We start from the raw sequence: 23431 nt of genomic DNA on the forward strand, positions 1-23431 counted from the left end.
GGCTCGGCACAGGGTCAAGATCACTGGTACGGCTGTCCCGCCGGCGGGACGGAACAGGCGGTGGCACAGGGGCCGCTGCCAGGCCTCAAGCCCTTCCGGCAGCGAGTTCCGGGCCCCGGGTCTTGCCCCGCACCCGTTCTCTGCCCGACGGTCTGCGGAGTAGTAATCCGATCCACGGAAACGAAAGGAAGAGACCGAATTGCTTTTCCCTCACACTAAATCCAAGCGGGTCGCACTGCGTGCCGCCGGTGCCGAGGACGCCACTCTGGCGTACGAGATACTCTTCCGCCTCGGCGCTCCGGGACTTCCGCTGCTGGACGACTATGTGAAAACGTTCGGCGACCGGCTCTCCGCCTGTTTCCTCGTGGAGAGCACGGAGACCGGGGAAGTCGTCGGGTTGAGCACGCTCACCTCGCTGACGGCCGCCGGGCATCTCCGTATGGACGTCCGTCTCGCCTCGGACACGGCGGTCGAATTCGCCGCCGAGACCCACGCGTTGACGGCCAACTTCGCCTTCGCGATGTGGCGCACCCGGAAGATCTACGTTCATCTGAACTCTCCGGACACCTCGCCCGTCGGCTTCGGCGAAGCGTACGACCCGCTGTTCCGGCACGAGACCGTGCTGCCCGAACACACCTATTTCCACGGCCGGTTGTGGGACGTCCACGTCCTCGCCATCCACCGCGCCGACTGGGACACGCTCGGCGTCGAGCTGGTCCAGAAGCTCGTCTGAACCACCCGCCCAAAAGACACACCAGAAACCGACAAGAACCAGGAGGCGCGATGACCCAGCATGTGTGGGGGTACTTGCCGGAGTACGAGAAGGAACGCGCGGAGATCCTCGAAGCCGTGGACGCGGTCTTCGGCTCGGGCCAGTTGGTGCTCGGAAAGAGCGTCCGCGGCTTCGAGCAGGAATTCGCCGAGTACCACGGCGTGGACCACTGCGTCGGCGTCGACAACGGCACGAATGCCATCGTGCTCGGTCTGCGCGCCCTGGGCGTCGGCCCCGGGGACGAGGTGATCACCGTCTCCAACACCGCCGCGCCGACCGTCATCGCGATCGACGCCGTCGGTGCGAAGCCGGTGTTCGTCGACATCGACCCCGACACGTACCTGATGGACGTGAGCCAGGTCGCCGCGGCCGTCACGCCGCGCACCAAGTGCCTGCTGCCGGTCCACCTGTACGGCCAGTGCGTCGACATGGCACCGCTGGAGGTGCTGGCCGCCGAGCACGGTCTGGTGATCCTGGAGGACTGCGCGCAGGCGCACGGCGCCCGCCACCACGGCCGGATCGCCGGCTCCATGGGCAGGGCCGCCGCGTTCTCCTTCTACCCGACCAAGGTGCTCGGGGCGTACGGCGACGGCGGCGCCACCGTGACCAACGACGCCGAGGTGGACGCCCGGCTGCGACGGCTGCGCTTCTACGGCATGGAGGACCGGTACTTCGTCATCGAGACGCCCGGTCACAACAGCCGGCTCGACGAGGTGCAGGCGGAGATCCTGCGCCGCAAGCTGACCCGCCTCGACACCTACCTGGCCCGCCGCAGGGCCATCGCCGCCCGCTACGAGGAGGCGCTCGCCGGCTCGGGCATCGTGACCCCCGTCATCGCCCCCGGCAACGACCACGTCTACTACGTGTACGTGGTGCGCCACCCCCGCCGGGACCAGATCATCGAGGAGCTGAAGAAGCACGACATCGTGCTCAACATCAGCTACCCCTGGCCGGTGCACGCCCAGACCGGCTTCCGGCACCTCGGGTACACGAAGGACGACCTTCCGGTCACCACCGGGCTGGCCGAGGAGATCTTCTCGCTGCCCATGTACCCCTCGCTGACCGACGCCGAGCAGGAGCGGGTCATCGAGAAGCTGCTCGACGTCGCGGGAAGGCTCTGACCCAAGTGACACATGTCGTGGAGCCAGGCCCCCGCGGGCACGCCGCCGCACACCGGGAGGCCGAAGGACTCGCCCTGACCACCTCGGCGGAGTTCCACCTGTGGTGGCAGGAGCGGCTGCGCTCGGGCGGGTTCTCGGTGGAGCAGATCCCCTTCGACCGCCTGGACTCCTGGGCGTTCGACCCGAGGACGGGGAACCTGGGCCACGACAGCGGCCGGTTCTTCACCGTCGAGGGTCTGCGGGCCCGCGAGGGCAACCGGGAGGTCCGGTCGCAGCCGATCATCCACCAGCCCGAGATCGGGATCCTGGGGATCGTCGTCAAGGAGTTCAACGGGGTCCTGCACTGCCTGATGCAGGCGAAGATGGAGCCCGGGAACGTCAACACCATCCAGCTGTCGCCCACCGTGCAGGCCACCCGCAGCAACTACACCCAGGTCCACAAGGGCAAGGGGACCCGCTATCTGGAGCGGTTCGTCGGGCCCGACCGGGACCAGGTCCTGGTGGACGTGCTCCAGTCGGAGCAGGGCGCCTGGTTCTGGCGCAAGCGCAACCGGAACATGGTCGTCCTGGCCACCGGCGACGTGCCGCTGGCCGACAACTTCGTCTGGCTCACGCTCGCCCAGGTCCGCGAGCTGACCCAGCGGGACAACCTGCTCAACATGGACGCGCGGACGGTGCTCTCCTGCATGTCCTTCGCCCTGCCCGACCGGGACGAGAGTGCCCCCGCCGACGCCTTCGGCGCGGCGCTGGTGCGCTCGTACCGGGAGGACACGGCGGACGGCGGCGGGCGGGCGCTGCACACCCAGCGCGAGATCCTGAGCTGGTTCACCGAGGCCAAGACCCGCTGCGAGTGGTCGGCGCGGCTGATCCCCGTGAACGAGGTGGCGGGCTGGACCCGCGACGACAAGGAGATCGCCGAGACCGGCGGCGGCAAGGACTTCCGCATCATCGCGGTGGAGGTCGCGGCCAACACCCGCGAGGTCGCCGGGTGGACCCAGCCGCTGCTGCACCCGTACGGCCAGGCGCGGGCCGCGTTCCTGACCCGCCCCATCCACGGGGTGCTGCACCTGCTGGTGCGCGCCAGGCCCGAGTACGGGCTGATGGACCAGGTGGAGATGGCCCCCACCGTGCATCTGCTGCCGGGGCAGGACCTGGACGACGTGTCCGAGCCCTTCCTGCGGGACGTGCTGCGGGCCGGCGCGGTCACCTCGCGGTACGACCAGGTGCTCTCGGAGGAGGGCGGCCGGTTCTACAACGCGCTGACGCGCTATCAGATCCTGGAGGCGCAGGAGGACTTCCCCCTCGACGTGCCACCGGAGTTCCAGTGGGTGACCATCCGTCAGCTGATGGACCTGCTGCGGCACGGCCACTACCTGAACGTCGAGGCCCGGTCCCTGCTCACCTGCCTGTACAGCCTGCGCTGATGCCAGTGCAGACGCCTCTCACCCCCTCACGTCGTACGCCATCACTTTCGGAAGCTGGTCGGAATGTTTGAGGCAGCACACGTCACCGAGATGAACATTCGGGATGCGTACCGCATCGCCCCGAACAAGTACCCGGACAAGCGCGGTTGGTTCTTCGAGGCGTTCCGGTCCGAGATCCTCACCGACATCGTCGGCTACCCCTTCGTCGTGGGGCAGGCGAACTACTCGCTCAGCCGCCGCAACACGGTCCGCGGCATCCACAGCACCTCGCTGCCGCCCGGCCAGGCCAAGCTGGTCACCTGTGTGCGCGGCGCCGTGCTCGACGTGGCGGTGGACCTGCGGGTCGGCTCCCCCACCTTCGGCATGTACGACGTGACGCCGCAGGACGAGGAGTCCGGCATGGCCGTCTACCTGGCCGACGGCATCGGCCACGCCTTCCTGACCCTCACGGACGACGCCTGCATGAACTACCTCTGCTCGGAGGCCTACGTCCCCGGGACGATGATCGAGGTCAACCCCCTCGACCCGGACATCGGCATTCCGTGGAACCTTGAGGAGCCGCCGGTCATGTCCGAGAAGGACGCCACGGCACCCACCCTGTCCGAGGCACAGGCCCTCGGCATGCTGCCGTCCTACGAGGACTGCCTCGCCCACTACGCGGCACTGGCGAAGCGCCCGGCCTGACCCCCTGCCCCGCGGAGGGCCGGCCGTCGCCCACCGTCCCATGTTGCTGAGCGGAGTTCTTCCATGTCCGTGTTCGTAGATACGCGCGCCCAAGAGACGCGCGCCCAAGTAGCGCGCGACAGACTGCGCATCGGCGTCATGGGGTGCGCCGACATCGCCTGGAGGCGCACCCTTCCGGCCATGGCGGGGAACCCGGCGGTGGAGATCGCGGCGATAGCCAGCCGCAGCAAGAGCTCCGCCGTGGAGTTCACCGACCGCTTCGGCGGCGTCCCCCTGGAGGGCTACGAGAGCCTCCTGGACCAGGAAGGGCTCGACGCCCTGTACATCCCGCTGCCCGGCCTGCTGCACGCCGAGTGGGTGGAGCGGGCGCTGCGGGCGGGCAAGCATGTCCTGGTCGAGAAGCCGATGACCGGCAGCCACGCCGAGACCGTCCGGCTGGTGGAACTCGCCCGCTCCAGCGGTCTCGTGCTGCTGGAGAACTACATGTTCCTGCACCACTCCCAGCACGAGGCGGTGCGCAGGACCCTGGCCGACGGCGCGATCGGCGAACTGCGCGGATTCTCCAGCACGTTCACGATCCCGCCCAAGCCGGCCGGTGACATCCGGTACCAGAGCGAGGTCGGGGGCGGCCCGTTCCTGGACTTCGGCGGCTACCCGGTGCGCGCCGCGCAGTACTTCCTCGGCCCGGAGCTGCGGGTGGTGGGCGCCGTGTTCCGCCGGCACGAGGAGCACCGGGTCGCGATGTCGGGCAGTGTGCTGCTGTGCACGCCCGACGGCATCCCCGCCCAGCTCACCTTCGGCATGGAGCACAGCTACGGCAACAGCTACAGCCTGTCCGCCAGTACGGGACGGCTCACCCTGGACCGCGCCTTCACCCCGCCGCCGACGTACCAGCCGGTGCTGCGGATCGAGCGGCAGGACCACAGCGAGGAACGGACGCTGCCGGCCGACGACCAGTTCGCCAACATCGTCGACACCTTCGTGCAGGCGGTCCTGGGCGAGCGGTGCGTACGGGAGCACCAGGAGGGCACGCTGCGGCAGGCGGCCCTGATCCAGCAGATCCAGCAGGTCGCCTACCAGGCGGCGATCTGAACACCTGCGCCCCGCGGCCCCGCGCACGTACGAGAAAGCCTCCCGGACCCCCTGCAGAGGGTGGGTCCGGGAGGCTTTCTCGTACGGTCGAGGAGAAGGGGTCACGGGAGGAGAAGAGGGGTTACGGCAGGAAGCCGTCCACCCGGACCCCGGACCCCGCGCGCTCGCACGCGTCGTACACCCACTGGGTCAGCGCGATGTCCAGCACGCCGAGCCCGAACGGGGAGAAGACCGCTACCCGCTCCGGGTCCCGCCGGAATCCCGACTCCCCGGAGAGCAGCTCACCGATGCTCGCATCGATGAACTCCCGCCCGCCGGTGGCCTGTTCGGCGAGGTGCAACGAGGTGCGCTCGCGGCACACGTGGTCGGCGTCGTCGACGACGTTCTGGGCCCCGAGGATCGCGTCGACGGTCAGGTCGCGCAGGGAAACGTGCAGCACCGTGGCGCCCGGCGCACACGCGGACAGGTCCATGTGGGGCTCGCCCGCCGTGGTGGCCAGCGACACCAGCCCGTGGGCGCCCAGCGCCTCCTGGGCGCTCCGCGCCACCACGAACCTCAGGTCCGGGTGCCCCTCCCCCGCGCCCGCCGCGAACGCCGCAGCACGGTCGGCGTCCAGGTCGAAGACGGTCACCTCGCGGACCGACGGCAGGGCCGCCTTCACGAAGCGCAGCACCTCGCGGTTGATCGGCCCGCAGCCGACGAGCGCGATGCCCTGCGGCTCGGGCCCGGTCACCAGCGCCGCGGCGGCGAGGGCGGCCGAGGCCGCGGTGCGCCGTGCGGAGATCACGGACGCCTCGACACAGGCCCGCGGGGTGCCGTCCGCCATGGAGTTGAGCAGGATCGCCGCGCTGGCCCGCTCCTTGCCCCGGGCCACGTTCCCGGGGAAGCTCGCGATCCACTTCATGCCCGCGGCCGGCCGCTCCCCGCCCGCGTACGCGGGCAGCCCGATGACGCGGTCCCGGGGGCTGTCGGGGAAGCGCAGGAAGACCGAGTGCGGTACGGCGGTCCTGCCCGCCTCGTGGAGCCGGTAGGTGTCGCCCACCAGCGCGAGGACCGCGTCCTCCTGGCCCTCCAGGACGCGGTGCACATCACGGTGTCCGATGATCAGCACGAAATGGTCTCCTTGGCATCAGGAAGATCTGGAAGGTCGGGAAGATCGGGAAGGTCGGGAAGATCCGGAGCATCGGCGGTGCCTGCCGTGCCGGACTCCGCCCACAGGTGCGAGACCTCGCCGAAGTGGCGGCGCACCCAGGTGTCGTCGTAAACGGTGTCGAGATAGCGGTCGCCGCCGTCCGGCAGCACCAGCACGACGGTGGACCCGGCCTCGACGACGGGCGCCATCTTCTCCAGGGCCGCCACCAGCGCACCCGACGAACCTCCGGCGAGCAGCGCCTCGCGGCGCACCAGCCGGCGGCAGCCGACGACCGCCTCCAGGTCGGTGACGTGCACCACGTGGTCGGCGGCCGTGGGGTCGAACAGCGACGGCGTCACGGAGGTGCCGTGCCCCGGGATGAGCCGGGAGCACGAGACCGGCGAGCCGAACAGCACGCTGCCCACCGCGTCGACGGCGACGAGGCTGGTGCGCAGTCCGCGCTGACGCACGTACGCCGCGCAGCCCCCCAGCGTCCCGGTGGTGCCGGCGGCGCAGAAGACGTAGTCGACCCGACCGTCGAGGGCCTGGTCTATCTCGCGCATCGTCGTCAGGTGGGCCTCGCTGTTGCGCGGGTTGCCGTACTGGTCGGGCACGTACGAGTACGGTGTACGTGCCGCCAACTCGGCTACCCTGCGCAGCCGTTGGGGGAGGTACTCCCCCGAGGCCGGGTCGGGTTCGGTGACGACCTCGACCTCGGCGCCGTACGCGCGCAGCACCGCGAGGTTCTGCTCGGTGGTGCGCACGTCGACGACGCACACGAAGCGCAGCCCGAAGTAGCAGCAGACCTGTGCGAGGCCGACGGCGAGATTGCCGGAGCTGGACTCGATGACGGTGTGTCTGCCCGGCACCAGCTCCCCGGCACGCACCTTCGCCAGCAGCATGTTGAGCGCCGGGCGGTCCTTGATGCTGCCGCCCGGGTTGAAGCGCTCGACCTTCGCGAAGACCCTGAAGTCGAAATGTGCCGCCAGTTTCTCCAGCTCGACCAGAGGCGTACCCCCGACGGCCGAGAGGATTCCCTTGACGTGCGGTTCCCCCATGCGCTTGTCGCCCCTGTCATGTGAACCAATGGTTTTCGATTACCGTATCCGGGCTTTTCCGGCAGGTGTCAATACCTGACGGGCGCCTGCGGATCCCTTGCGGCGGTTGTCCCGCCAGCGGGACAGAATTCGAATTCGCACACTTCCCCCGGGGCGCCGCTTCGGCCAAGAATTTGTCCCATCCGCTTTGGAGTTGGCCTGCGTGTCACAACAGGCGGATTTCCCGACGGCTTATCCGCGGACCGGCGTCCGCGCCATTCATCCGCGCCATTCAGGAGATTCCATGCCGAGCACCTCGCAGTGCCGTATTTGCGGCGACCAGGTCAATGAGTTCTTCGACTTCGGCCGCCAGCCGCTGTCCGACGCCTTCCCCGCGCCCGACGCCGACCACAGCTCGGAGTTCTTCTTCCGGCTCGCGGTGGGTCTGTGCAGCGGCTGCACCATGGTCCAGCTCATGGAGGAGGTGCCCCGGGACCGCATGTTCCACGAGGAGTACCCGTATGTCTCCTCCGGTTCCTCGTTCATGCGGGACCACTTCGAGGGTCTCGCCAAGCAGCTCCTCGCGACCGAGCTGACGGCCGAGGACCCCTTCGTGGTCGAACTGGGCTGCAACGACGGCGTGATGCTCAAGGCCGTCGCCGAGGCCGGCGTCCGGCACCTGGGCGTCGAGCCGTCCGGCGGCGTCGCCGATCTGGCCGCCGCCAAGGGCATCCGGGTCCGCAAGTCCTTCTTCGAGGAGGCGACGGCCCTGGAGATCGCGGCCGAGGACGGCCGGGCCGACGTGATCTACGCGGCCAACACCCTGTGCCACATCCCGTACATGGACTCGATCCTGGCCGGGGTGCGCGCACTGCTGAAGCCGACCGGCGTCTTCGTGTTCGAGGACCCGTACCTCGGTGACATCGTCGAGCGCACCTCCTTCGACCAGGTCTACGACGAGCACTTCTTCTTCTTCACGGCCCGCTCGGTGGGCGAGATGGCGCGTCGCAACGGCCTGGAGCTGGTCGACGTGGAGCGCCTCACCGTGCACGGCGGCGAGGTCCGCTACACCCTCGCACCGGCCGGGCAGCGCAAGTCCTCCGAGGCCGTCGCCGTGCTGCTGGCCTCCGAGGAGAAGGCCGCGCTCGGCGAGCTGGCCACGCTCCAGGGGTTCGGCGACAACGTCACCAAGATCCGCGAGGACCTGACGGCGCTGCTGCGCCGCCTCAAGGACGAGGGCAAGACGGTCGCCGGCTACGGCGCGACGGCCAAGAGCGCCACGGTCACCAACCTCTGCGGCATCACGCCCGACCTCGTGTCCTACGTCTGCGACACGACGCCGGCGAAGCAGGGCCGGGTCACCCCTGGCACCCACATCCCGGTGCGTACGCCCGAGGACTTCGCGGCCGACCACCCGGACTACGCGCTGCTGTTCGCGTGGAACCACGCCGAGGAGATCATGGCCAAGGAGCAGGCGTTCCGGGACGCGGGAGGCAAGTGGATCCTCTACGTGCCCGACGTCCACATCGCGTAGCTGAGCAGTCCGACATCCAGTCCGACCAGGGGAACCGACGGCGGGGAGAGAAGAGTTGTGGAGACTGAAATGCGGCAAGTGAACGGCGACGGGACCGGGACCGCGGTCCTCCCCGGCCCCGGTACCGGACCCTCGGCCGGTCACTCGGCCGAGGCCGGGACCGAGGAGAACGGAGGGGCCTCGACGGCCTTCCGCGACTTCATGAGTTCGTACTTCACGGGCGTCTCGATCGTCACCGCCGTCGATCCCTCGGGCCGGCCGCACGGCCTGACGTGCAGTTCGCTGACGAGCGTCACTCTCTCCCCGCCCACCCTCCAGGTCTGCCTGGAGTCCCGCAGCGGCACCCTGGCGGCGCTGCGGGCCCGCGGCACCTTCGCCGTGAATCTGCTGCACCAGGGCGCCACGGGCACCGCCAGCGTGTTCGCCTCGACCCGGCCCAACCGGTTCGAGCGGACCGCCTGGCGCCCCGCCCCGACGCTCGGGGTGCCCTGGCTGTACGACGACGCGTACGCCGTCGCCGAGTGCGAGATCGCCGACACCGTGGTGATCGGCGACCACGTGGTCGTCTTCGGGCGGGTCGTGAGCGTGGAGAACGGAGTGGGACGGCCGCTCCTGTACGGCAGGCGGGGCTTCGTCGGCCTGCACCCCACCGAGGCCGCGGAGGTCATGGGCGCGGAAGCGGGCATCCGGTGACGGCGCCCGAGCCGGGCACCGTCCCGGACGCTGTGCGGGACACCGTGCCGGAGGCGGCCGCCGGGCCGGACACCGTACCCGGGGCGGCCGCCGGACCTGCCGCGGGCCGGCCCTACCCCGCCCGGCGGCTGTGGGTGAGTCTGGCCGTGCTCGCCGGCTCGGGTGTCTTCCTCGGTCTCACCGGGCTGTTCGAGGGCGGCGAGGGGACGCTGTGGACCAATCCGCTCACCCGCTTCCTGCTCACCGTCGCCGTGATCCTTTTCGTCAGCCACTGTCTGGGCGCGCTGATGAACCGGATCGGGCAGCCGCCGGTGCTCGGGGAGATACTCGGCGGCCTGGCGCTGGGCCCCTCGGCGCTCGGTCTGCTGTGGCCGGAGGCGAGCGCCCGGCTGTTCCCGCCCGGCGTGCTCGACAGCCTCGACAAGGTCGCGCAGCTCGGCCTGCTCATCTTCATGTTCCTGATCGGCTGCGAGGTCCGTACCGGCAAGCTGCGCAACCAGGGCCCGCTGGGCGCCACGCTCGTCGGCGGCACCGCGCTGCCGTTCGTGTGCGGTGCCGCGTTCGCGCTCTTCTTCACACCGATGCTGATCGGCGAGAGGGCGACCACGACGCAGTACGCCCTCTTCGTCGGCCTGGCGCTGGCCATCACGGCCGTACCCGTGCTCGCCCGCATCCTGGTCGACCTCAGGATGGACCGCACCCGGGTCGGCAGCCTGGCGATGACCTGTGCCGCCATGGGCGACGGCCTCGCCTGGCTCGCGCTGACGGTGGTGCTCACCGGCTCCGGGGACCCGGGACAGCTGCTGCGGACCGCGGGCTGGGTCGGCGCGCTCGGGGTGCTGACCTTCCTCGGCGTCCGTCCGCTGCTCGCGCTGCTGGTGGAGCGGCTGTCGATGCGGACGCTGACGATCGTGCTGGTCATCGGTGCGGTCTGCTACGCGATCCTCACCCAGGTGATGCACCTCCACCCGGTCATCGGCGCCTTCCTGTTCGGCACCGTGGTGCCGCGGAACGTACCGGTGATCGACCGGATCACCACGCAGCTGCGGAGCTTCACCCTGCTCATCCTGCTGCCGCTGTTTTTCGCCGGCATCGGCCTCCAGACGTCCGTCGGTGTCTTCGGCTCCGACCCGGCGGTCTGGGGCGTGTTCGCGCTGATGCTGGTGGTCGCCCAGCTCGCCAAGCTGCTCGGCTCGGGCGGCGCGGCCCGGCTGGCCGGGCTACCGGCGCGGGAATCGCTCCAGCTCGGCATCCTCATGAACTGCCGGGGCGTCACGGAGCTGATCGTCGCCAAGATCGGTTACGAGGCGGGCCTCATCAACACGGCCTGCTTCACAATGCTGGTGCTCCTGGCGGTCCTGACCACGGCCCTGACCGGGATCGTCATGCCGCGCCTGGGCAGAACCGCCGAACCGGCCCCGCTGGGATGACGGGTGCGGACATGAGGAGAGCCGTACGGGCCGAGGAGGATTCCCCCGGCCCGTACGGCTCTCGTCACGTTCCCCGACCGGCCCCGGGAGCGCCGACTGCTAGGCGCTCAGCGAGCGTCCGGCCGGCCGGTCCCCGCCGCAGAACCTCCGGCCCGCGCTCTGCACGGCGGACGACCGTAACCCGGACACTCCCCCACCGGCGCCCTGCCGCCCCTGGGCGCTCTCGGTGGCCGCCTCCGCCACCCGGCGCGCGTGTGCGTGCAGGAGGGTGTCCATCCGGAAGCGGTCCGGGGCCACCTCGCGCAGCAGGCTCGCGTCGACGAGCACGTCCAGCGCCCTGCGGCTGTCCGCCGCGCCCATGCCGCTGAGCGTCGCGGCGACCGTCAGTCCGATCTCGGGCGAGGGGTGGTGGCCCAGCGTCCGGTACATCAGCGCGGCCTCGCCGGGGAGCCCGGAGTACGACCAGCCGAAGACGGTGCTCAGCGTGGAGTTCGCGTCGCCCGGCAGGGCGAGCGCCGTGCTCAGGTCCGCGGTGCGGAGGCGTTCGACGGCCACCCAGGGGAACGGGGAGATCTTGATCTGCGTCGCCGCGATGCGCAGGGCCAGCGGCAGTCCCCCGCACGCCTCGATGAGGTGCTCGACCTCGTCGCGGTACTGCGCCACCAGGGATTCGCCCACGATCCCGGTGAACAGCAGGAGTGCGTCCGCCCGGCTCAGCGGCTCCACCACGAAGCGGCGCGCGCCGTCCTGCGCGATGAGCCCGGACAGCCCCCACCGGCTGGTGACGATCACCAGACTGGCGGGGGTGCCGGGCAGCAGCGGCCTGACCTGCTCGACGGAGGTCGCGTTGTCCAGGATCAGCAGCATTTCGCGGTCCGCGACCCGGCTGCGGTACTCGGTCTCGGAGTCGAGTCCCGGCGCCTCGGGACGGCCGCCGAGCGTGGCGTTCAGCCGCCGCAGCGCGAAGGACGCACTGCGCGGTGCGCTGCTGGCCGAGAACGCGCGTAGATCCAGGTGGTACTGGCTGTCGGCGAACCGGCCCGCCAGGGTACGGGCGAACTGGGTGGCCAGAGTCGTCTTGCCCACTCCGGGACCCCCAGTGAGCAGCAGCAGCGCGGACTCACCCGCCTCGTCGGCCTGGGCCACCATCGCTTCCAGACAGGCGAGTTCGGCCTCGCGGCCGATGAACCAGCGCGTCGACCGGGGCAGTTGGCGCACCGTCGACGCGGTCCGCTGGGCCGGCACCAGGATCCTCGCGGCCCCTTCGGACCGGCGTCCGGCGTTCTCCCTGTCTCCTCCGTCTCCTCTGTCTCCCCTGTCCCCCCGGTCCGCCCTGGGAGCCGCGGCGGCGCTCTCCCGCCTGGCGGGACGCGGCGTGACCGGGCGGCCGACGTGCAGCACCTTCTCGTACAACTCCCGCAGGCTCTCCCCCGGTTCGAGGCCCTGTTCCTCCGCGAGCCTGGTGCGCAGCGCGTGGTACTCGCCGATGGCGTCGGCGTGTTGGCCGAGCTCGACGTGGCAGCGCATCAGCAGCAGCCGCAGCCGCTCGCGCAGCGGGTAGCGGTGGACGAGCGCGGACAGTTCCCCGATCGCGTGCGCGGGCCGGTTGAGTTCCAGGAGCAGTTCGGCGTGGTCCTCGATCGCCAGCAGCCTGGTCTCCGCGAGCCGGATGCGCTCGGACGCCACGAAGGTGCCCACCGTGCCCGCGTACGGCGTGCCCCGCCACAGGGCGAGGCCTTCCTCCAGCTTGGCGGCGGCCCGTTCGGTGTCGTTGTCGGCGCGCAGCCGGTGGGCGGCGCTCAGGGCGGTGGAGAACCGCCGTGTGTCGACCCGCTCCGCGGGGACGCTGAGCATGTAGCCGAGGCTGTCCGACACCAGCACCTCGGGCTGCGCGAACCGGGCCCTGCCGGGCTCCAGACACTTCCGGAGCCTGGCGATGTACGTGTACACACTGTTCATCACGGTCTCGGAGGCGTCCGAACCCCAGACCGCGCGTACGAGTTCCTCTCTGCTGACCACTCGGTTCTCGTTCGCGGCCAGCACGGCGAACACCGTTCTCTGGGTCGGTGATCCGAGCTCTATCCGGTGATCCCCCCTGTTCGCCACCACGGGCCCGAGAAGGGAAACATCCAATGAAACGTCCAACGAAGCATTCAACACGTGACACCCCCGCGTCGTGTTCAAGCTATTGCGACAGGGCCCGCCGGAGTCCTCCGGCGGGCCCTGGGAAACACCCGCGCTCCCCCAACTCGACTGTCAGGAAGAGGCGTTTGACATCCGGAAATACTGCTTCTTCTTGTCATCGCGCACAACGACGCCCAACTTGCCCAGCTCCGCCCTCAGTTCCCGGAGCTGTTCGAGGTCGGACCCCTTCTCCAGCACGACGGAGCGCGCCTTGAGGAGTGCGTTGGCACCTTCGGAGATGCCGGCCATGCCGGAGACCCACCTGCGGAACTCGTCCTTGTGCGGGTCCTTCTCCGCCCATGCGTAGCCGTGTCCCTGGACAGCGGCGGCGACCCGCTTGGTGTCCACGTCGCACTTCTCCCGGGCGAGTTCACCCCCGTCGTGACCGAGCAGCACGAACTGCTTGTCGTCCAGGAAGACCAGGGCGATGCCGGAACCGGGAACCTGCCACGACTCCCCCTTGCGGGTGAGCGTGACGCTGTCGCCCGCCACCGTGACGGAGAGGTCCTCGAAGCGCCCGTAGAGCACCAGGCCGAGGCCGATCAGGGCGCCAAGGCTGGCGATCCCGATGGTGAGTCCGGGCTCGGGAAGCGAGGTCACCAGCTTCGCGGGCCCCTGCATCGGCGCCCAGGGCAGCGAGACCAGCCACTTCGCCGCAAGCTTGACGAGCCAGCCGAGTCCTGCGCCCACCACCGCGAAGGCGGCGCCGGCCAGCACCGTTTCCGCGTTCGTCTGGCCCAGGACACTGGGCTCGTCCAATGTCGCGTTCTGCTCTTCCTTCAAGGTGGATCAATCCATCCGTTCGCTCGTGGGGGGTTGTGGCCTGCCGTGCGGAGAGCAGCCGTGGCTGTCCGCACACAACTGACCATCGGAGGGCCCCTGTTGCCGGCACCAGTCGCGCCGTGCACGCCCGCGTCGATGAGCAGACGAGCGCGGGCGACTTCCGGATGATCATGTCCGGCGGTCCTGGTTGACCTTACTCGAAAGGCGACTTCACGCACACGTTCTTCATCATCTTCCAACCGCAAGCAGGCCACGCCGCACCCGGCCCCATCAGCACATTCTCTACACTTCCGGGCCCGCACGCGGTCAGCCAACAGGTTTGTGACGGAACGTCAAGTCGACGACCGACGGGACGAGTTCATTGGGCGAGGGCAGCGCATCGAACTCGTCGCGCAGTTTCCGGGCCCCGGCCTTGAAGCGCTCCTCGCCGAGCAGCCGCAGCACCTGTGCCCGGACCGCGCCGCCGCTGGTGGCCTCCGGTTCGATGTGCAGCCCCGCGCCGTACGCGGTGAGGGCGGAGGCGAAGAGCGGCTCGTCGAAGCTGTAGGGCAGGGAGAGTTGGGGAACTCCGTGCCGGGCGACGGTGGCCAGCGTGCCCGGACCCGCGTGGTGGATGACCGCGTCGCAGGTCGGGGCCAGTGCGTGCAGTGCCACGTACGGCACGAGGCGGGCGTTGTCCGGGACCTGTCGCAGCGCGGCCCGCGCACTGTCCGCGACGGTGGCCACCACCTCGATGTCCAGGTCGGCCAGGGAGTCCAGGACGTCCTGGAGGCCGAAGGTGTAGCCGCTGAACAGGTCGGTGGCGCTCATCCCCATGGTGAGTGCCACCCGCGGCCTCGCGGGCTTCTTCCAGAGCCAGTCGGGCACCACGGCGGCGCCGTTGTAGGGGACGTACCGCATCCGCTCGTAGTGCAGTCCGGGGGCCTCCAGCTGGAGGCTGCGCGGGAACTGGTCGAGGGTGAAGTGTCCCGACGCCATGTCCTCGGTGTACTCGCCGCCGTACCTGCGGGCGTAGCCGCCCAGCCAGTCGGCGAGCGGATCGACCCGCTCCCCTTCCGGCTGCTGCTCCTTCAGCCGCAGGAAGTGCTCCCGGGCCACCCCGAAGACATCCACGCCGAACAGCAGCCGGGCGTGGGCGGCGCCGCACGCCTTCGCCGCGATCGGTCCCGCGTACGTCAGCGGGTCCCAGACCACCAGGTCGGGCCGCCAGTGCCGGGCGAACTCCACCAGGGAGGCCACCATGGGGAAGTTCTCCGGCTTGTGCCCCTCCTCGACGGCGTCCCAGTACCCGGCCCTCATGGGCTCCCAGACGGCCTTCGACGGATCCTGCGCGACGTCCCAGGGCGCGTGCAGTCCGGCGCGCGCCTCCTCAAGGAGCTCGGGGGTCGTCCGCGCCACCCGGAACAGGTCGCTGTCGCGGCCCACGGGCACGGCGGTCAGTCCGGCCTGCGTGATGGTGTCGGCGAACTTGGGCTGGCTGGCGAACCGCACCTCGTGGCCCGCCGTGCGCAGCGCCCAGGCCAGCGGCACCATGCTCATGAAGATGGTCTTCTCGGGGGTGGTGGTGAACAGAACTCGCATGGTGTGTCGTGCTCCCTCTGCTTTCCGGGGCCTCGGTCAGCCGGCGGTGCGGTGGATGTCGGTCAACTCTTCGAGGCGGGGCACGAGTTGATTCGGGGTGGGCAGCGCCAGCATCTCGTCCCGCAGGTCCGCGGCCCGCACGGTGAACGACGGCTCGCTGAGCAGACGCCGCAGCCGCTCCCGCAGCAGCGGACCCGTCACCTCACCGGTGTGCAGATCCAAGCCCGCGCCGTGGGCCGTCAACCTCCGTGCCAGGTACGGCTGGTCGAAATGGAAGTGAAGAGAAAGGTGCGGCACCGGATGGCGCGCGAACGTGGCGAGCGTGGCCGCTCCCGCGTGGTGGATCACGGCGCTGCACCGCTCGGCGAGGACGTGCATGGGGACGAAGGGAACCAGGCGGGCGTTGTCCGGGATCCGGCGCAGCTTCGCCCGCTCGGAGTCCGCGACGGTCGCCACCAGCTCGATGTCCAGATCGGCCAGCGAGTCCAGCACTTCCTGCGTGTCGATGGTGTAGCCGCCGAACACGTCCGTCGCGCTCAGCCCCATCGTCAGCGCCACCCGGGGACGTTCCGGTTCCTTCCACAGCCAGTCCGGGACCACCGCGGGCCCGCCGTAACCGACGTACTGCATCCGCTCGTACGACAGTCCTGGCGCCTCCGCCTGGAGACTGCGCGGGAACTGGTCGATCGTGAAGTGCCCCGACGCCATGTCCTCGGTGAACTCGCCGCCGTACTTGCGTGCGTAACCGCCCAGCCACTCAGCGAGCGGATCAGCACGCTCCCCTTCCGGCTGCTGCTCCTTCAGCCGCAGGAAGTGCGCGCGGGCCACCCCGAAGACGTCCGCCCCGAACAGCATCCTGGCGCTGGCCGCACCGCACGCCTTCGCCGCGATCGCGCCCGCGTACGTCCACGGGTCCCACACCACCAGCTCAGGACGCCACTGCTGCGCGAACTCCACCAGGTCCTTGACCAGCGGGAAGTTCTCCTCGCGCCAGGAGTCCGTGGCCAGCGTGAAGCCCTCCAGGAGGTGTTCCCAGGTGGCGAGGGAGGGATCGTCCGCCACGTCCCAGGGCTGCGGAAGGCCCTTGCGCGAGTCGGCGATCACCTGCGGGTCGAGCATCTCCAGGGGCCTGTCGAGATTGCGCCGCCTGCCGACGGGCACGGCGGTGAGCCCGGCCTGGGTGATGGTGTCGGCGAACGACGGCTGGCTCGCCACCCGCACCTCATGCCCCGCCGTGCGCAACGCCCACGCCATCGGCACCAGGTACTGAAAGACACTCTTGTGCGGATTCACCGCGAACAGCACTCGCATCAGAGGCCCTCACCCGTCGCGGACCGGTACTTGGCCGTCAGCTCCTCCAGCCTGGGCACCAGTTCATTGGGCGTCGGCAGCGTCTCGATGTCGTCGCGCAGCCGTGCCGCCCCCCGCGCGTACGAAGGGTCTCCGAGCAGCTTGAGCACCTGGTCCCGGATGGCGCTCCCGGTGGCCTCGCTGTTCGGTATCCACACGGCGGCGCCCGCGTCCGCGAGCTTCTGTGCGAAGAGCGGTTCGTCGAAGCTGTACGGAATGGCGATCTGCGGGACCCCGTACCGGGCGACGGTGGCCAGCGTGCCGGGGCCCGCGTGGTGGATGACCAGGTCACAGGTGGGCGCGAGGACGTGCAGCGGCACGAACGGGACCAGGCGTGCGTTGTCCGGTATCCGGCGCAGCTTGGCCTTCTCGGAGTCCGCGATGGTGGCGACGACCTCGATGTCGAGACCGCCCAACTCGTCGAGGAGCTCCTGGGTGTTGACGGTGTAGCCGTCGAAGATGTCGGTCGCCGTGAGCCCCAGCGTCAGCGCGACCCGGGGCCGGTCCGGCTTTTCCCACAGCCAGCCGGGGACGACGGAGGGCCCGTTGTACGGGATGTACTGCATGCGCTCGTAGTCGAGCCCCGGCGCCTCGGCCTGGAGGGCGCGGGGGAACTGGTCGATGGTGAAGTGTCCGGTGGTCATGTCCTCGGTGAACTCGCCGCCGTACTTGCGGGCGTAGCCGCCCAGCCACTCGGCGAGCGGATCCGAACGCTCCCCTTCCGGCTGCTGCTCCTTCAGCCGCAGGAAGTGCGCGCGGGCCACCCCGAAGACGTCGATGCCCCACAGGATGCGGGCGTGCGCGGCGCCGCACGCCTTGGCCGCGATAGCGCCCGCGCTGGACAGCGGCTCCCAGATCACCAGGTCGGGCCGCCACTGCCGGGCGAACTCCACGAGCCCTCCGACGATCGGGAAGTTCTCCGGCTTCTCGACGTCCTGGACGGTCTGCTCGTACCCCTGGAGCATGTGGTCCCAGGTGGCCTTCTCCGGTGCGTGCGCCACGTCCCAGGGGGCGGGCAGACCGGACCTGGCGGCCTCGAACAGGTTCTCGCCCGCCGCCTCCAGGACCCGTCCGAGGTCGAAGTCCCGGCCGGCCTGTACGGCGGTCAGGCCCGCCCTGGTGATCTCGTCGGCGAATCCGGGCCTGCTGGCGAACCGCACCTCGTGGCCCGCCGTGCGCAGCGCCCACGCCAGCGGGACCATGGCCTGGAAGATGCTCGTCCCTGGGTTGACGGTGAACAGGATGCGCACAGCGCGTTCCTCTCTTGCAGGTGGGAAGGGTGGGGGGGGACGGGTCAGGCGGCGGCGCGGCGCGCGGCCACGAGTTCTTCCAGCTGCTCGACCACCCGGTGCAGGCCCGGCGTCGACTCGATCTCCGCGCGCAGCGCCTCGGCCCGTTCCCGGAACACCGGCTCGGCCAGCAGCCTGAGCAGGCCCTCGCGCACCGAGGCGCCGGTCGCCCTGTCGGCCCGTACGACGAGCGAGCCGCCCTGCTCCTGCGCCTTGCGCGCGAGCACGGGGCCGTCGAAGTCCCAGGGCAGCAGGAGCTGTGGCACGGGATGGTGGCGGGCCATCGTCAGGAAGGTGCCGAAGCCCGCGTGGTGGATGACCGCGTCGCAGGTCGCCGCGAGCGCCTGGAGCGGTACGTAGCTCACCAACCGGGCGTTGTCCGGGACCCGTTGAAGCTTGGCCTGCTCGGACTCCGCGATGGTGGCGACGACCTCGATGTCCAGGTCGGCCAGCGAGTCCAGGACGTCCTGAACACTGATCGTGTACCCGGCGTCGTGGTCCGTGGCGCTCACGCCCATGGTGAGCGCGACCCGGGGGCGCGCGGGTGCGGACCACAGCCAGCGGGGCACCACGGCGGGGCCGCCGTACGGTTCGAAGCGCATGCGCACCTTGGGCAGCGCGGTCTCCGCGGCGAGCGACTCCGGCAGCTGGTCGACCGTGAACTGCCCGGTGGCCATCGACTCGCTGAACTCACCGCCGTACTTGCGGGCGTAGCCGCCCAGCCAGTCGGCGAGCGGATCGACCCGCTCCCCTTCCGGCTGCTGCTCCTTCAGCCGCAGGAAGTGCTCGCGGGTCTCGCCGAAGGCGTCGTAGCTCCAGAGCAGCCTGCCGTGCGCGGCGCCGCACGCCTCGGCGGCCACCGGACCGCCGAAGGCCAGCGGCTCCCACAGCACGAGGTCCGGCTGCCAGGCCCGCGCGAACTCCACCAGCGAGCTGATCATCGGGAAGCAGGCGGGCCGGTGCCAGGACTGCACGATGTGGTCGTAGCCGTCGCGCAGCTGCGCGAAGTCGGCCTTCGCCGGGTCCTGTACGACGTCGTAGGGCGCCGGAAGGCCGAATTCCGGCCGGTACTCCCACTCGGGCATGGCGCGGCGGAGCTGGTCCCACAGGTCGGAGTCCCGGCCGACCGGGACCGCGGTGAGGCCCGCCTGGGTGAGGGTGTCGGCGAACCAGGGGGTGCTGGCGAACCGCACCTCGTGCCCTGCGGTGCGCAGCGCCCAGGCGAGCGGCACCATGGCGAGGACGTGGGCCTTCTCGGGGTTGGCGACGAAGAGGACTCGCACGGTCCGTTACTCCCCTGTCTTCTGGGTCTGCGGCTGCGGCTGGGTGTGCGGCTGCGGCTGTGCCTTTTGCTGCGCGGCCACGAACTGCTCAAGTTCGGGGACCAGTTGGTTGGGCGTGGGCATCTCCAGGAGGGTGTCCCTGAGCGCCTCGGCACCCTTGCGGAAGCCCGGTTCCGACAGCAGCCGCAGCACGGCGTCGCGGACCGCCTCGCCGGTGGTCTCCTTCGGGTTGAGCACCAGCCCCGCCCCGGTCGCACCGACGGCCTCGGCGAGGGCCGGGCCGTCGTTGTCCCAGGGCAGCATCAGGTGCGGCAGCCCGCGCAGCGCGGCGGTGGCGAGGGTTCCGTATCCCGCGTGGTGGATCACGGCGTCGCAGGTGGCGGCCAGTGCGTCCAGCGGTGCGAAGGACACGACGCGGGCGTTGTCCGGGATCCGGGTGAGCTTGGTCTGCTCGGACTCGGCGATGGTGGCGACGACCTCGATGTCCAGGTCGGCGAGCCCGTCGAGGATGTCCTGGACCCCGGCGGCGTACTCCCCGCCGTGCCCGGTGGTGCTCAGCCCGAGGGTGAGGGCCACCCGCGGCCTGGCGGGCTTGGTGCGCAGCCAGTCGGGGACGGTGGCGGGGCCGCCGTAGGGGACGTACCGCAGGGGGAGGTAGGTGCGCCGGGCGCGCTGCTGCAGGCATGCGGGGACGAGGTCGATGGTGACCTGGCCGGTGATCATGGTCTCGTCGAAGGTGGCCCCGTACTTCACGGCGTGCCCCTCCAGCCACTCCCGCATCGGGTCGACGCGGTCCTCCTCCGGCTGCTCGGAGGCGAGGCGCAGGAAGTGGTCGCGGGTCACCCCGTACATGTCGGTGCCGAACAGCAGCCTCGCGTGCGCGGCGCCGCACGCCTTCGCGGCGACCGACCCGGCGTAGGTGAGCGGGTCCCAGATCACCAGGTCCGGCTTCCACTCCTGCGCGAAGGCGACCAGATCACCGACCATCGGCAGGTTGCTGGCCATGTGCCAGCGCCTGACCTGCCGGGTGAATCCCTCGCTGAGGTACTCCCAGGAGATGTCCTCGGGGTCCCGGCCGGTCACGTCGTACGGCATCGGCATGCCGCCCCGCTCCGGCGGGCCGAGCCAGTTCGGGTCCCGGGACAGGATCTGCCACAGGTCCCGGTTGGATCCGACGGGTACGGCGGTCAGTCCGGCCTGGGTGATGGTGTCGGCGAACTTGGGCTGGCTGGCGAACCGCACCTCGTGCCCTGCGGTGCGCAACGCCCACGCCAGCGGCACCATCAGCAGGAAGTGCGTGCGCTCCGGATAGGTCGTGAACAGAACTCGCATGGTGTGTCGTGCTCCCTCTGCTTTCCGGGGCCTCGGTCAGCCGGCGGTGCGGTGGATGTCGGTCAACTCTTCGAGGCGGGGCACGAGTTGATTGGGGGTGGGCAGCGCGAGCATCTCGTCGCGCAGGTCCGCGGCCCGCACGGTGAACGACGGCTCGCTGAGCAGACGCTGCAGCCGCTCCCGCAGCAGCGGACCCGTCACCTCACTGGTGTGCAGGTCGAGACCCGCGCCGTGGGCGGTCAACTTCCTTGCCAGGTACGGCTGGTCGAAGTGGTAGTGCAGCGAGAGGTGCGGCACGGGGTGGCGCGCGAAGGTGCCGAGCGTGGCCGCTCCCGCGTGGTGGATCACGGCGCTGCACCGCTCGGCGAGGACGTGCATGGGGACGAAGGGAACCAGGCGGGCGTTGTCCGGGATCCGGCGCAGCTTCGCCCGCTCGGAGTCCGCGACGGTCGCCACCAGCTCGATGTCCAGGTCCGCCAGCGAGTCCAGCACTTCCTGCGTGTCGATGGTGTAGCCGCTGAACACGTCCGTCGCACTCAGCCCCATCGTCAGCGCCACCCGCGGACGCTCCGGTTCCTTCCACAGCCAGTCCGGAACCACCGCGGGCCCGCCGTAACCGACGTACTGCATCCGCTCGTACGAAAGCCCTGGCGCCTCCGCCTGCAGACTGCGCGGGAACTGGTCGATCGTGAAGTGCCCCGACGCCATGTCCTCGGTGAACTCACCGCCGAACTTCCGGGCGTAACCACCCAGCCAGTCGGCAAGCGGATCGACCCGCTCCCCTTCCGGTTGCTGTTCCTTCAGCCGCAGGTACAAGTCCCGTACGCCGCCGAAGACATCGATCCCGAACAGCAGCCGGGTGTGGGCCGCGCCGCACGCCTTCGCCGCGATCGGCCCCGCGTACGTCAGCGGGTCCCACACCACCAGGTCGGGCCTCCACTGCTGTGCGAACTCCACCAGGTCCTTGACCACGGGGAAGTTCGACAGGTGGTGCCTGACCCGGACGGTCTCGGCCATTCCGGCGGACAGGTAGGCCCAGTTCGCCTTCGCCGGGTCGTCGAACGCGTCGTACGGAGCCTCGATCCCGGCGCGCCCCCGGGCGGCGGACTCGTCGGCGACGGCACGGCCCGCGAGGAGCCTGACGTGGTCCCGTCCGACGGGCACGGCGGTCAGTCCGGCCCGGGTGATGGTGTCGGCGAACGACGGCTGGCTCGCCACCCGCACCTCATGGCCCGCCGTGCGCAACGCCCACGCCATCGGCACCAGGTACTGAAAGACGCTCTTGTGCGGATTGACCGCGAACAGCACCCGCATCAGGACACCGCACCGGCGGCCGGTACGAAGTCGACCCCCGCCGCCGACAGGATGTCCGCCCCCGCCAGCGACAGCAGATCCGCGCCCACCGAGGACGGGAAGCCCGCGCTCTCCGGCGTCCGGTACTCGTCCGCCAGCTCCTCCAGCCGGACCACGAGGTCGTTCGGCGTGGTCAACGCGTGGAACTGCGCGGCCAGTTGCGCGGCAGCCGCCCGGTGTTCCGGCTCGCACAGCACCTTCAGCAGTGCCTCGCGCACCGCTTCCCCGGTCGCCCGGTCGGCCCGCAGCGCCACGACGCTGCCCTGTGCCGCGGCCCGCCTGGCCAGCTCCGGTTCGTCGAAGTCCCACGGCACCGCGACCTGCGGCACGGCGCTGATCGCCGTGGTGAGGAAGGTGCCGGGCCCCGCGTGGTTGATGACCGCGTCACAGGTCTGGACGAGGGCGTGCAGCGGTACGTAACTGACCACCCGGACGTTGTCGGGTATCCGGGTCAGCTTCTCCTGCTCCGACTGTGCGAGCGTGGCGACGACCTCGATGTCGAGGTCCGCCAGCGAGTCCAGGATGTCGGACACGTCGGCGACATGACCGGCGAAGCGGTTCGTCGCCGCGATGCCCAGGGTCAGGGCGACCCGGGGTTTCGCCGGCGGCTCGCGCAGCCACGCCGGGACCGACACGGGCCCGCCGTACGGCACGTACCGCATCGGAATGTAGCGGTGTCCCGGGGCGGTCATCCGCAGCGAGGCGGGGAACTGGTCGATGCTGAACTGCCCCGTCGTCATGTCTTCGCTGAACTCGCCGCCGTACTTGCGGGCGTAGCCGCCGAGCCAGTCGGCGAGCGGATCCTCCTGCTCGCTCTCGGGCTGCTGCCGCAGGAGGTCGAGGAAGCGGGCCCGGGTCAGCCCGAGCACGTCGATGCTCCAGAGCAGCCTGGCGTGGGCGGCGCCGCACGCCTTGGCCGCGATGGCGCCCGCGTAGCTGAGCGGCTCCCAGAGGATCAGGTCCGGCTGCCAGGCGCGGGAGAAGGCCACCAGGTCGGCGGTGACGGGGAAGTTGTCGCTCTTGTGCCACTGGCCGACGACGCGCCGGTAGCCCTCCAGCATGGTGGTCCAGTCCAGGTCCTCCGGTGCCCGCTCCGCCGCGTGGTACGGGGAGCCGAGGCCGTCGCGTTCGGCCTCGGTGTGCTCCGGGGTGAGCTGCGGCAGCCGCCAGATCGACCGCTCGTTGCCCACCGGTACGGCGGTGAGGCCGGCCTGGGTGACGGTGTCGGCGAACGAGGGCTGGCAGGCCACCCGCACCTCGTGCCCCGCGGTGCGCAGCGCCCAGGCCAGCGGCACCATCTGCTGGAAGAGGCTCTTGTCCGGTGTGGTGGTAAACAGAACGCGCATGCCGTACGGCC

The 23431-nt window shown here is 70.4% G+C and carries 19 protein-coding genes; 8 read left to right on the plus strand and 11 right to left on the minus strand.

Features of this window, described 5'->3' with window-relative positions; genetic code table 11:
* Positions 1 to 199 precede the first annotated feature (199 nt).
* The 5 genes from ACH4SP_RS21025 (at position 200) to ACH4SP_RS21045 (ending at position 5093) form a co-directional block, all read left to right on the plus strand.
* Positions 200 to 733, plus strand: a complete 534-nt coding sequence (locus ACH4SP_RS21025) for a hypothetical protein (RefSeq protein ID WP_398417012.1) — start codon at positions 200 to 202, stop codon at positions 731 to 733.
* 50 nt (positions 734 to 783) lie between these two features.
* The gene (locus ACH4SP_RS21030) at positions 784 to 1893 is read left to right on the plus strand and encodes a DegT/DnrJ/EryC1/StrS family aminotransferase (RefSeq protein ID WP_398417013.1); all 1110 of its coding nucleotides are present in this window, start codon (positions 784 to 786) and stop codon (positions 1891 to 1893) included.
* Between the two features lie 5 nt (positions 1894 to 1898).
* Positions 1899 to 3317: an NDP-hexose 2,3-dehydratase family protein gene (locus ACH4SP_RS21035; RefSeq protein ID WP_398417014.1), complete on the plus strand. Its 1419-nt coding sequence runs from the start codon at positions 1899 to 1901 to the stop codon at positions 3315 to 3317.
* Positions 3318 to 3380: 63 nt separating this feature from the next.
* Positions 3381 to 4001, plus strand: coding sequence for a dTDP-4-dehydrorhamnose 3,5-epimerase family protein (locus tag ACH4SP_RS21040; RefSeq protein ID WP_398417015.1), 621 nt, complete (start codon positions 3381 to 3383; stop codon positions 3999 to 4001).
* Positions 4002 to 4064: 63 nt separating this feature from the next.
* On the plus strand, positions 4065 to 5093 hold the full coding sequence (locus ACH4SP_RS21045; protein WP_398417016.1) for a Gfo/Idh/MocA family protein: 1029 nt from the start codon (positions 4065 to 4067) through the stop codon (positions 5091 to 5093).
* Between the two features lie 121 nt (positions 5094 to 5214).
* Here the strand turns inward: ACH4SP_RS21045 and sbnB are convergent, their stop codons facing one another.
* The gene (gene sbnB / locus ACH4SP_RS21050) at positions 5215 to 6204 is read right to left on the minus strand and encodes a 2,3-diaminopropionate biosynthesis protein SbnB (protein ID WP_398417017.1); all 990 of its coding nucleotides are present in this window, start codon (positions 6202 to 6204) and stop codon (positions 5215 to 5217) included.
* Entirely contained in the window at positions 6198 to 7283 is a 1086-nt protein-coding gene (gene sbnA, locus ACH4SP_RS21055) for a 2,3-diaminopropionate biosynthesis protein SbnA (protein WP_398417018.1), read from the minus strand. Before sbnA ends, sbnB begins: the two co-directional genes overlap by 7 nt.
* A gap of 283 nt (positions 7284 to 7566) precedes the next feature.
* On the opposite strand from sbnA, the gene ACH4SP_RS21060 reads away from it, so the two are divergent.
* The 3 genes from ACH4SP_RS21060 to ACH4SP_RS21070 all read left to right on the plus strand — a co-directional run bounded on the left by ACH4SP_RS21060 (position 7567) and on the right by ACH4SP_RS21070 (position 10919).
* On the plus strand, positions 7567 to 8796 hold the full coding sequence (locus ACH4SP_RS21060; protein ID WP_398417019.1) for a methyltransferase domain-containing protein: 1230 nt from the start codon (positions 7567 to 7569) through the stop codon (positions 8794 to 8796).
* 69 nt (positions 8797 to 8865) lie between these two features.
* A complete protein-coding gene (locus ACH4SP_RS21065) occupies positions 8866 to 9489 on the plus strand; it encodes a flavin reductase family protein (RefSeq protein WP_398417020.1) in 624 nt (207 codons plus the stop codon).
* The gene (locus ACH4SP_RS21070) at positions 9486 to 10919 is read left to right on the plus strand and encodes a cation:proton antiporter (RefSeq protein WP_398417021.1); all 1434 of its coding nucleotides are present in this window, start codon (positions 9486 to 9488) and stop codon (positions 10917 to 10919) included. Before ACH4SP_RS21065 ends, ACH4SP_RS21070 begins: the two co-directional genes overlap by 4 nt.
* A gap of 99 nt (positions 10920 to 11018) precedes the next feature.
* Here ACH4SP_RS21070 and ACH4SP_RS21075 read toward each other — a convergent pair whose 3' ends face one another.
* The 9 genes from ACH4SP_RS21075 to ACH4SP_RS21115 form a co-directional block, all read right to left on the minus strand.
* On the minus strand, positions 11019 to 13079 hold the full coding sequence (locus ACH4SP_RS21075; protein WP_398417022.1) for a BTAD domain-containing putative transcriptional regulator: 2061 nt from the start codon (positions 13077 to 13079) through the stop codon (positions 11019 to 11021).
* 96 nt (positions 13080 to 13175) lie between these two features.
* Positions 13176 to 13886 (minus strand): hypothetical protein, encoded by a 711-nt coding sequence (locus tag ACH4SP_RS21080; protein WP_398417023.1) that lies wholly within the window; start codon positions 13884 to 13886, stop codon positions 13176 to 13178.
* Positions 13887 to 14192: 306 nt separating this feature from the next.
* Complete coding sequence (locus tag ACH4SP_RS21085) at positions 14193 to 15467, minus strand: activator-dependent family glycosyltransferase (protein ID WP_398417024.1); 1275 nt, start codon at positions 15465 to 15467, stop codon at positions 14193 to 14195.
* 36 nt (positions 15468 to 15503) lie between these two features.
* The gene (locus ACH4SP_RS21090) at positions 15504 to 16778 is read right to left on the minus strand and encodes an activator-dependent family glycosyltransferase (RefSeq protein WP_398417025.1); all 1275 of its coding nucleotides are present in this window, start codon (positions 16776 to 16778) and stop codon (positions 15504 to 15506) included.
* On the minus strand, positions 16778 to 18067 hold the full coding sequence (locus tag ACH4SP_RS21095) for an activator-dependent family glycosyltransferase (RefSeq protein WP_398417026.1): 1290 nt from the start codon (positions 18065 to 18067) through the stop codon (positions 16778 to 16780). The genes ACH4SP_RS21090 and ACH4SP_RS21095 overlap by 1 nt, the downstream gene beginning before the upstream one ends.
* Before the next feature lie 44 nt (positions 18068 to 18111).
* Positions 18112 to 19389 (minus strand): activator-dependent family glycosyltransferase, encoded by a 1278-nt coding sequence (locus ACH4SP_RS21100; protein WP_398417027.1) that lies wholly within the window; start codon positions 19387 to 19389, stop codon positions 18112 to 18114.
* Positions 19390 to 19395: 6 nt separating this feature from the next.
* Positions 19396 to 20721, minus strand: coding sequence for an activator-dependent family glycosyltransferase (locus tag ACH4SP_RS21105; RefSeq protein ID WP_398417028.1), 1326 nt, complete (start codon positions 20719 to 20721; stop codon positions 19396 to 19398).
* Positions 20722 to 20757: 36 nt separating this feature from the next.
* Positions 20758 to 22035 carry an activator-dependent family glycosyltransferase gene (locus ACH4SP_RS21110; RefSeq protein WP_398417029.1) on the minus strand — a complete coding sequence of 426 codons (1278 nt, stop codon included), beginning with the start codon at positions 22033 to 22035 and terminating at the stop codon, positions 20758 to 20760.
* On the minus strand, positions 22035 to 23420 hold the full coding sequence (locus tag ACH4SP_RS21115) for an activator-dependent family glycosyltransferase (RefSeq protein WP_398417030.1): 1386 nt from the start codon (positions 23418 to 23420) through the stop codon (positions 22035 to 22037). Before ACH4SP_RS21115 ends, ACH4SP_RS21110 begins: the two co-directional genes overlap by 1 nt.
* Between the last annotated feature and the right edge of the window lie 11 nt (positions 23421 to 23431).

It is taken from the genome of Streptomyces sp. NPDC021093 (genome assembly GCF_044333135.1).
Lineage (GTDB): Bacteria > Actinomycetota > Actinomycetes > Streptomycetales > Streptomycetaceae > Streptomyces.

What these genes read in the sequence shown, in the direction of transcription:
- ACH4SP_RS21030 (WP_398417013.1), top strand. Translation starts at nt 784, where the DNA reads ATGACCCAGCATGTGTGGGGGTACTTGCCGGAGTACGAGAAGGAACGC.
- ACH4SP_RS21040 (WP_398417015.1), top strand. Translation starts at nt 3,381, where the DNA reads ATGTTTGAGGCAGCACACGTCACCGAGATGAACATTCGGGATGCGTAC.
- ACH4SP_RS21045 (WP_398417016.1), top strand. Translation starts at nt 4,065, where the DNA reads ATGTCCGTGTTCGTAGATACGCGCGCCCAAGAGACGCGCGCCCAAGTA.
- sbnA (WP_398417018.1), bottom strand. Translation starts at nt 7,283, where the DNA reads ATGGGGGAACCGCACGTCAAGGGAATCCTCTCGGCCGTCGGGGGTACG.
- ACH4SP_RS21060 (WP_398417019.1), top strand. Translation starts at nt 7,567, where the DNA reads ATGCCGAGCACCTCGCAGTGCCGTATTTGCGGCGACCAGGTCAATGAG.
- ACH4SP_RS21065 (WP_398417020.1), top strand. Translation starts at nt 8,866, where the DNA reads ATGCGGCAAGTGAACGGCGACGGGACCGGGACCGCGGTCCTCCCCGGC.
- ACH4SP_RS21085 (WP_398417024.1), bottom strand. Translation starts at nt 15,467, where the DNA reads ATGCGAGTTCTGTTCACCACCACCCCCGAGAAGACCATCTTCATGAGC.
- ACH4SP_RS21090 (WP_398417025.1), bottom strand. Translation starts at nt 16,778, where the DNA reads ATGCGAGTGCTGTTCGCGGTGAATCCGCACAAGAGTGTCTTTCAGTAC.
- ACH4SP_RS21105 (WP_398417028.1), bottom strand. Translation starts at nt 20,721, where the DNA reads ATGCGAGTTCTGTTCACGACCTATCCGGAGCGCACGCACTTCCTGCTG.
- ACH4SP_RS21110 (WP_398417029.1), bottom strand. Translation starts at nt 22,035, where the DNA reads ATGCGGGTGCTGTTCGCGGTCAATCCGCACAAGAGCGTCTTTCAGTAC.
- ACH4SP_RS21115 (WP_398417030.1), bottom strand. Translation starts at nt 23,420, where the DNA reads ATGCGCGTTCTGTTTACCACCACACCGGACAAGAGCCTCTTCCAGCAG.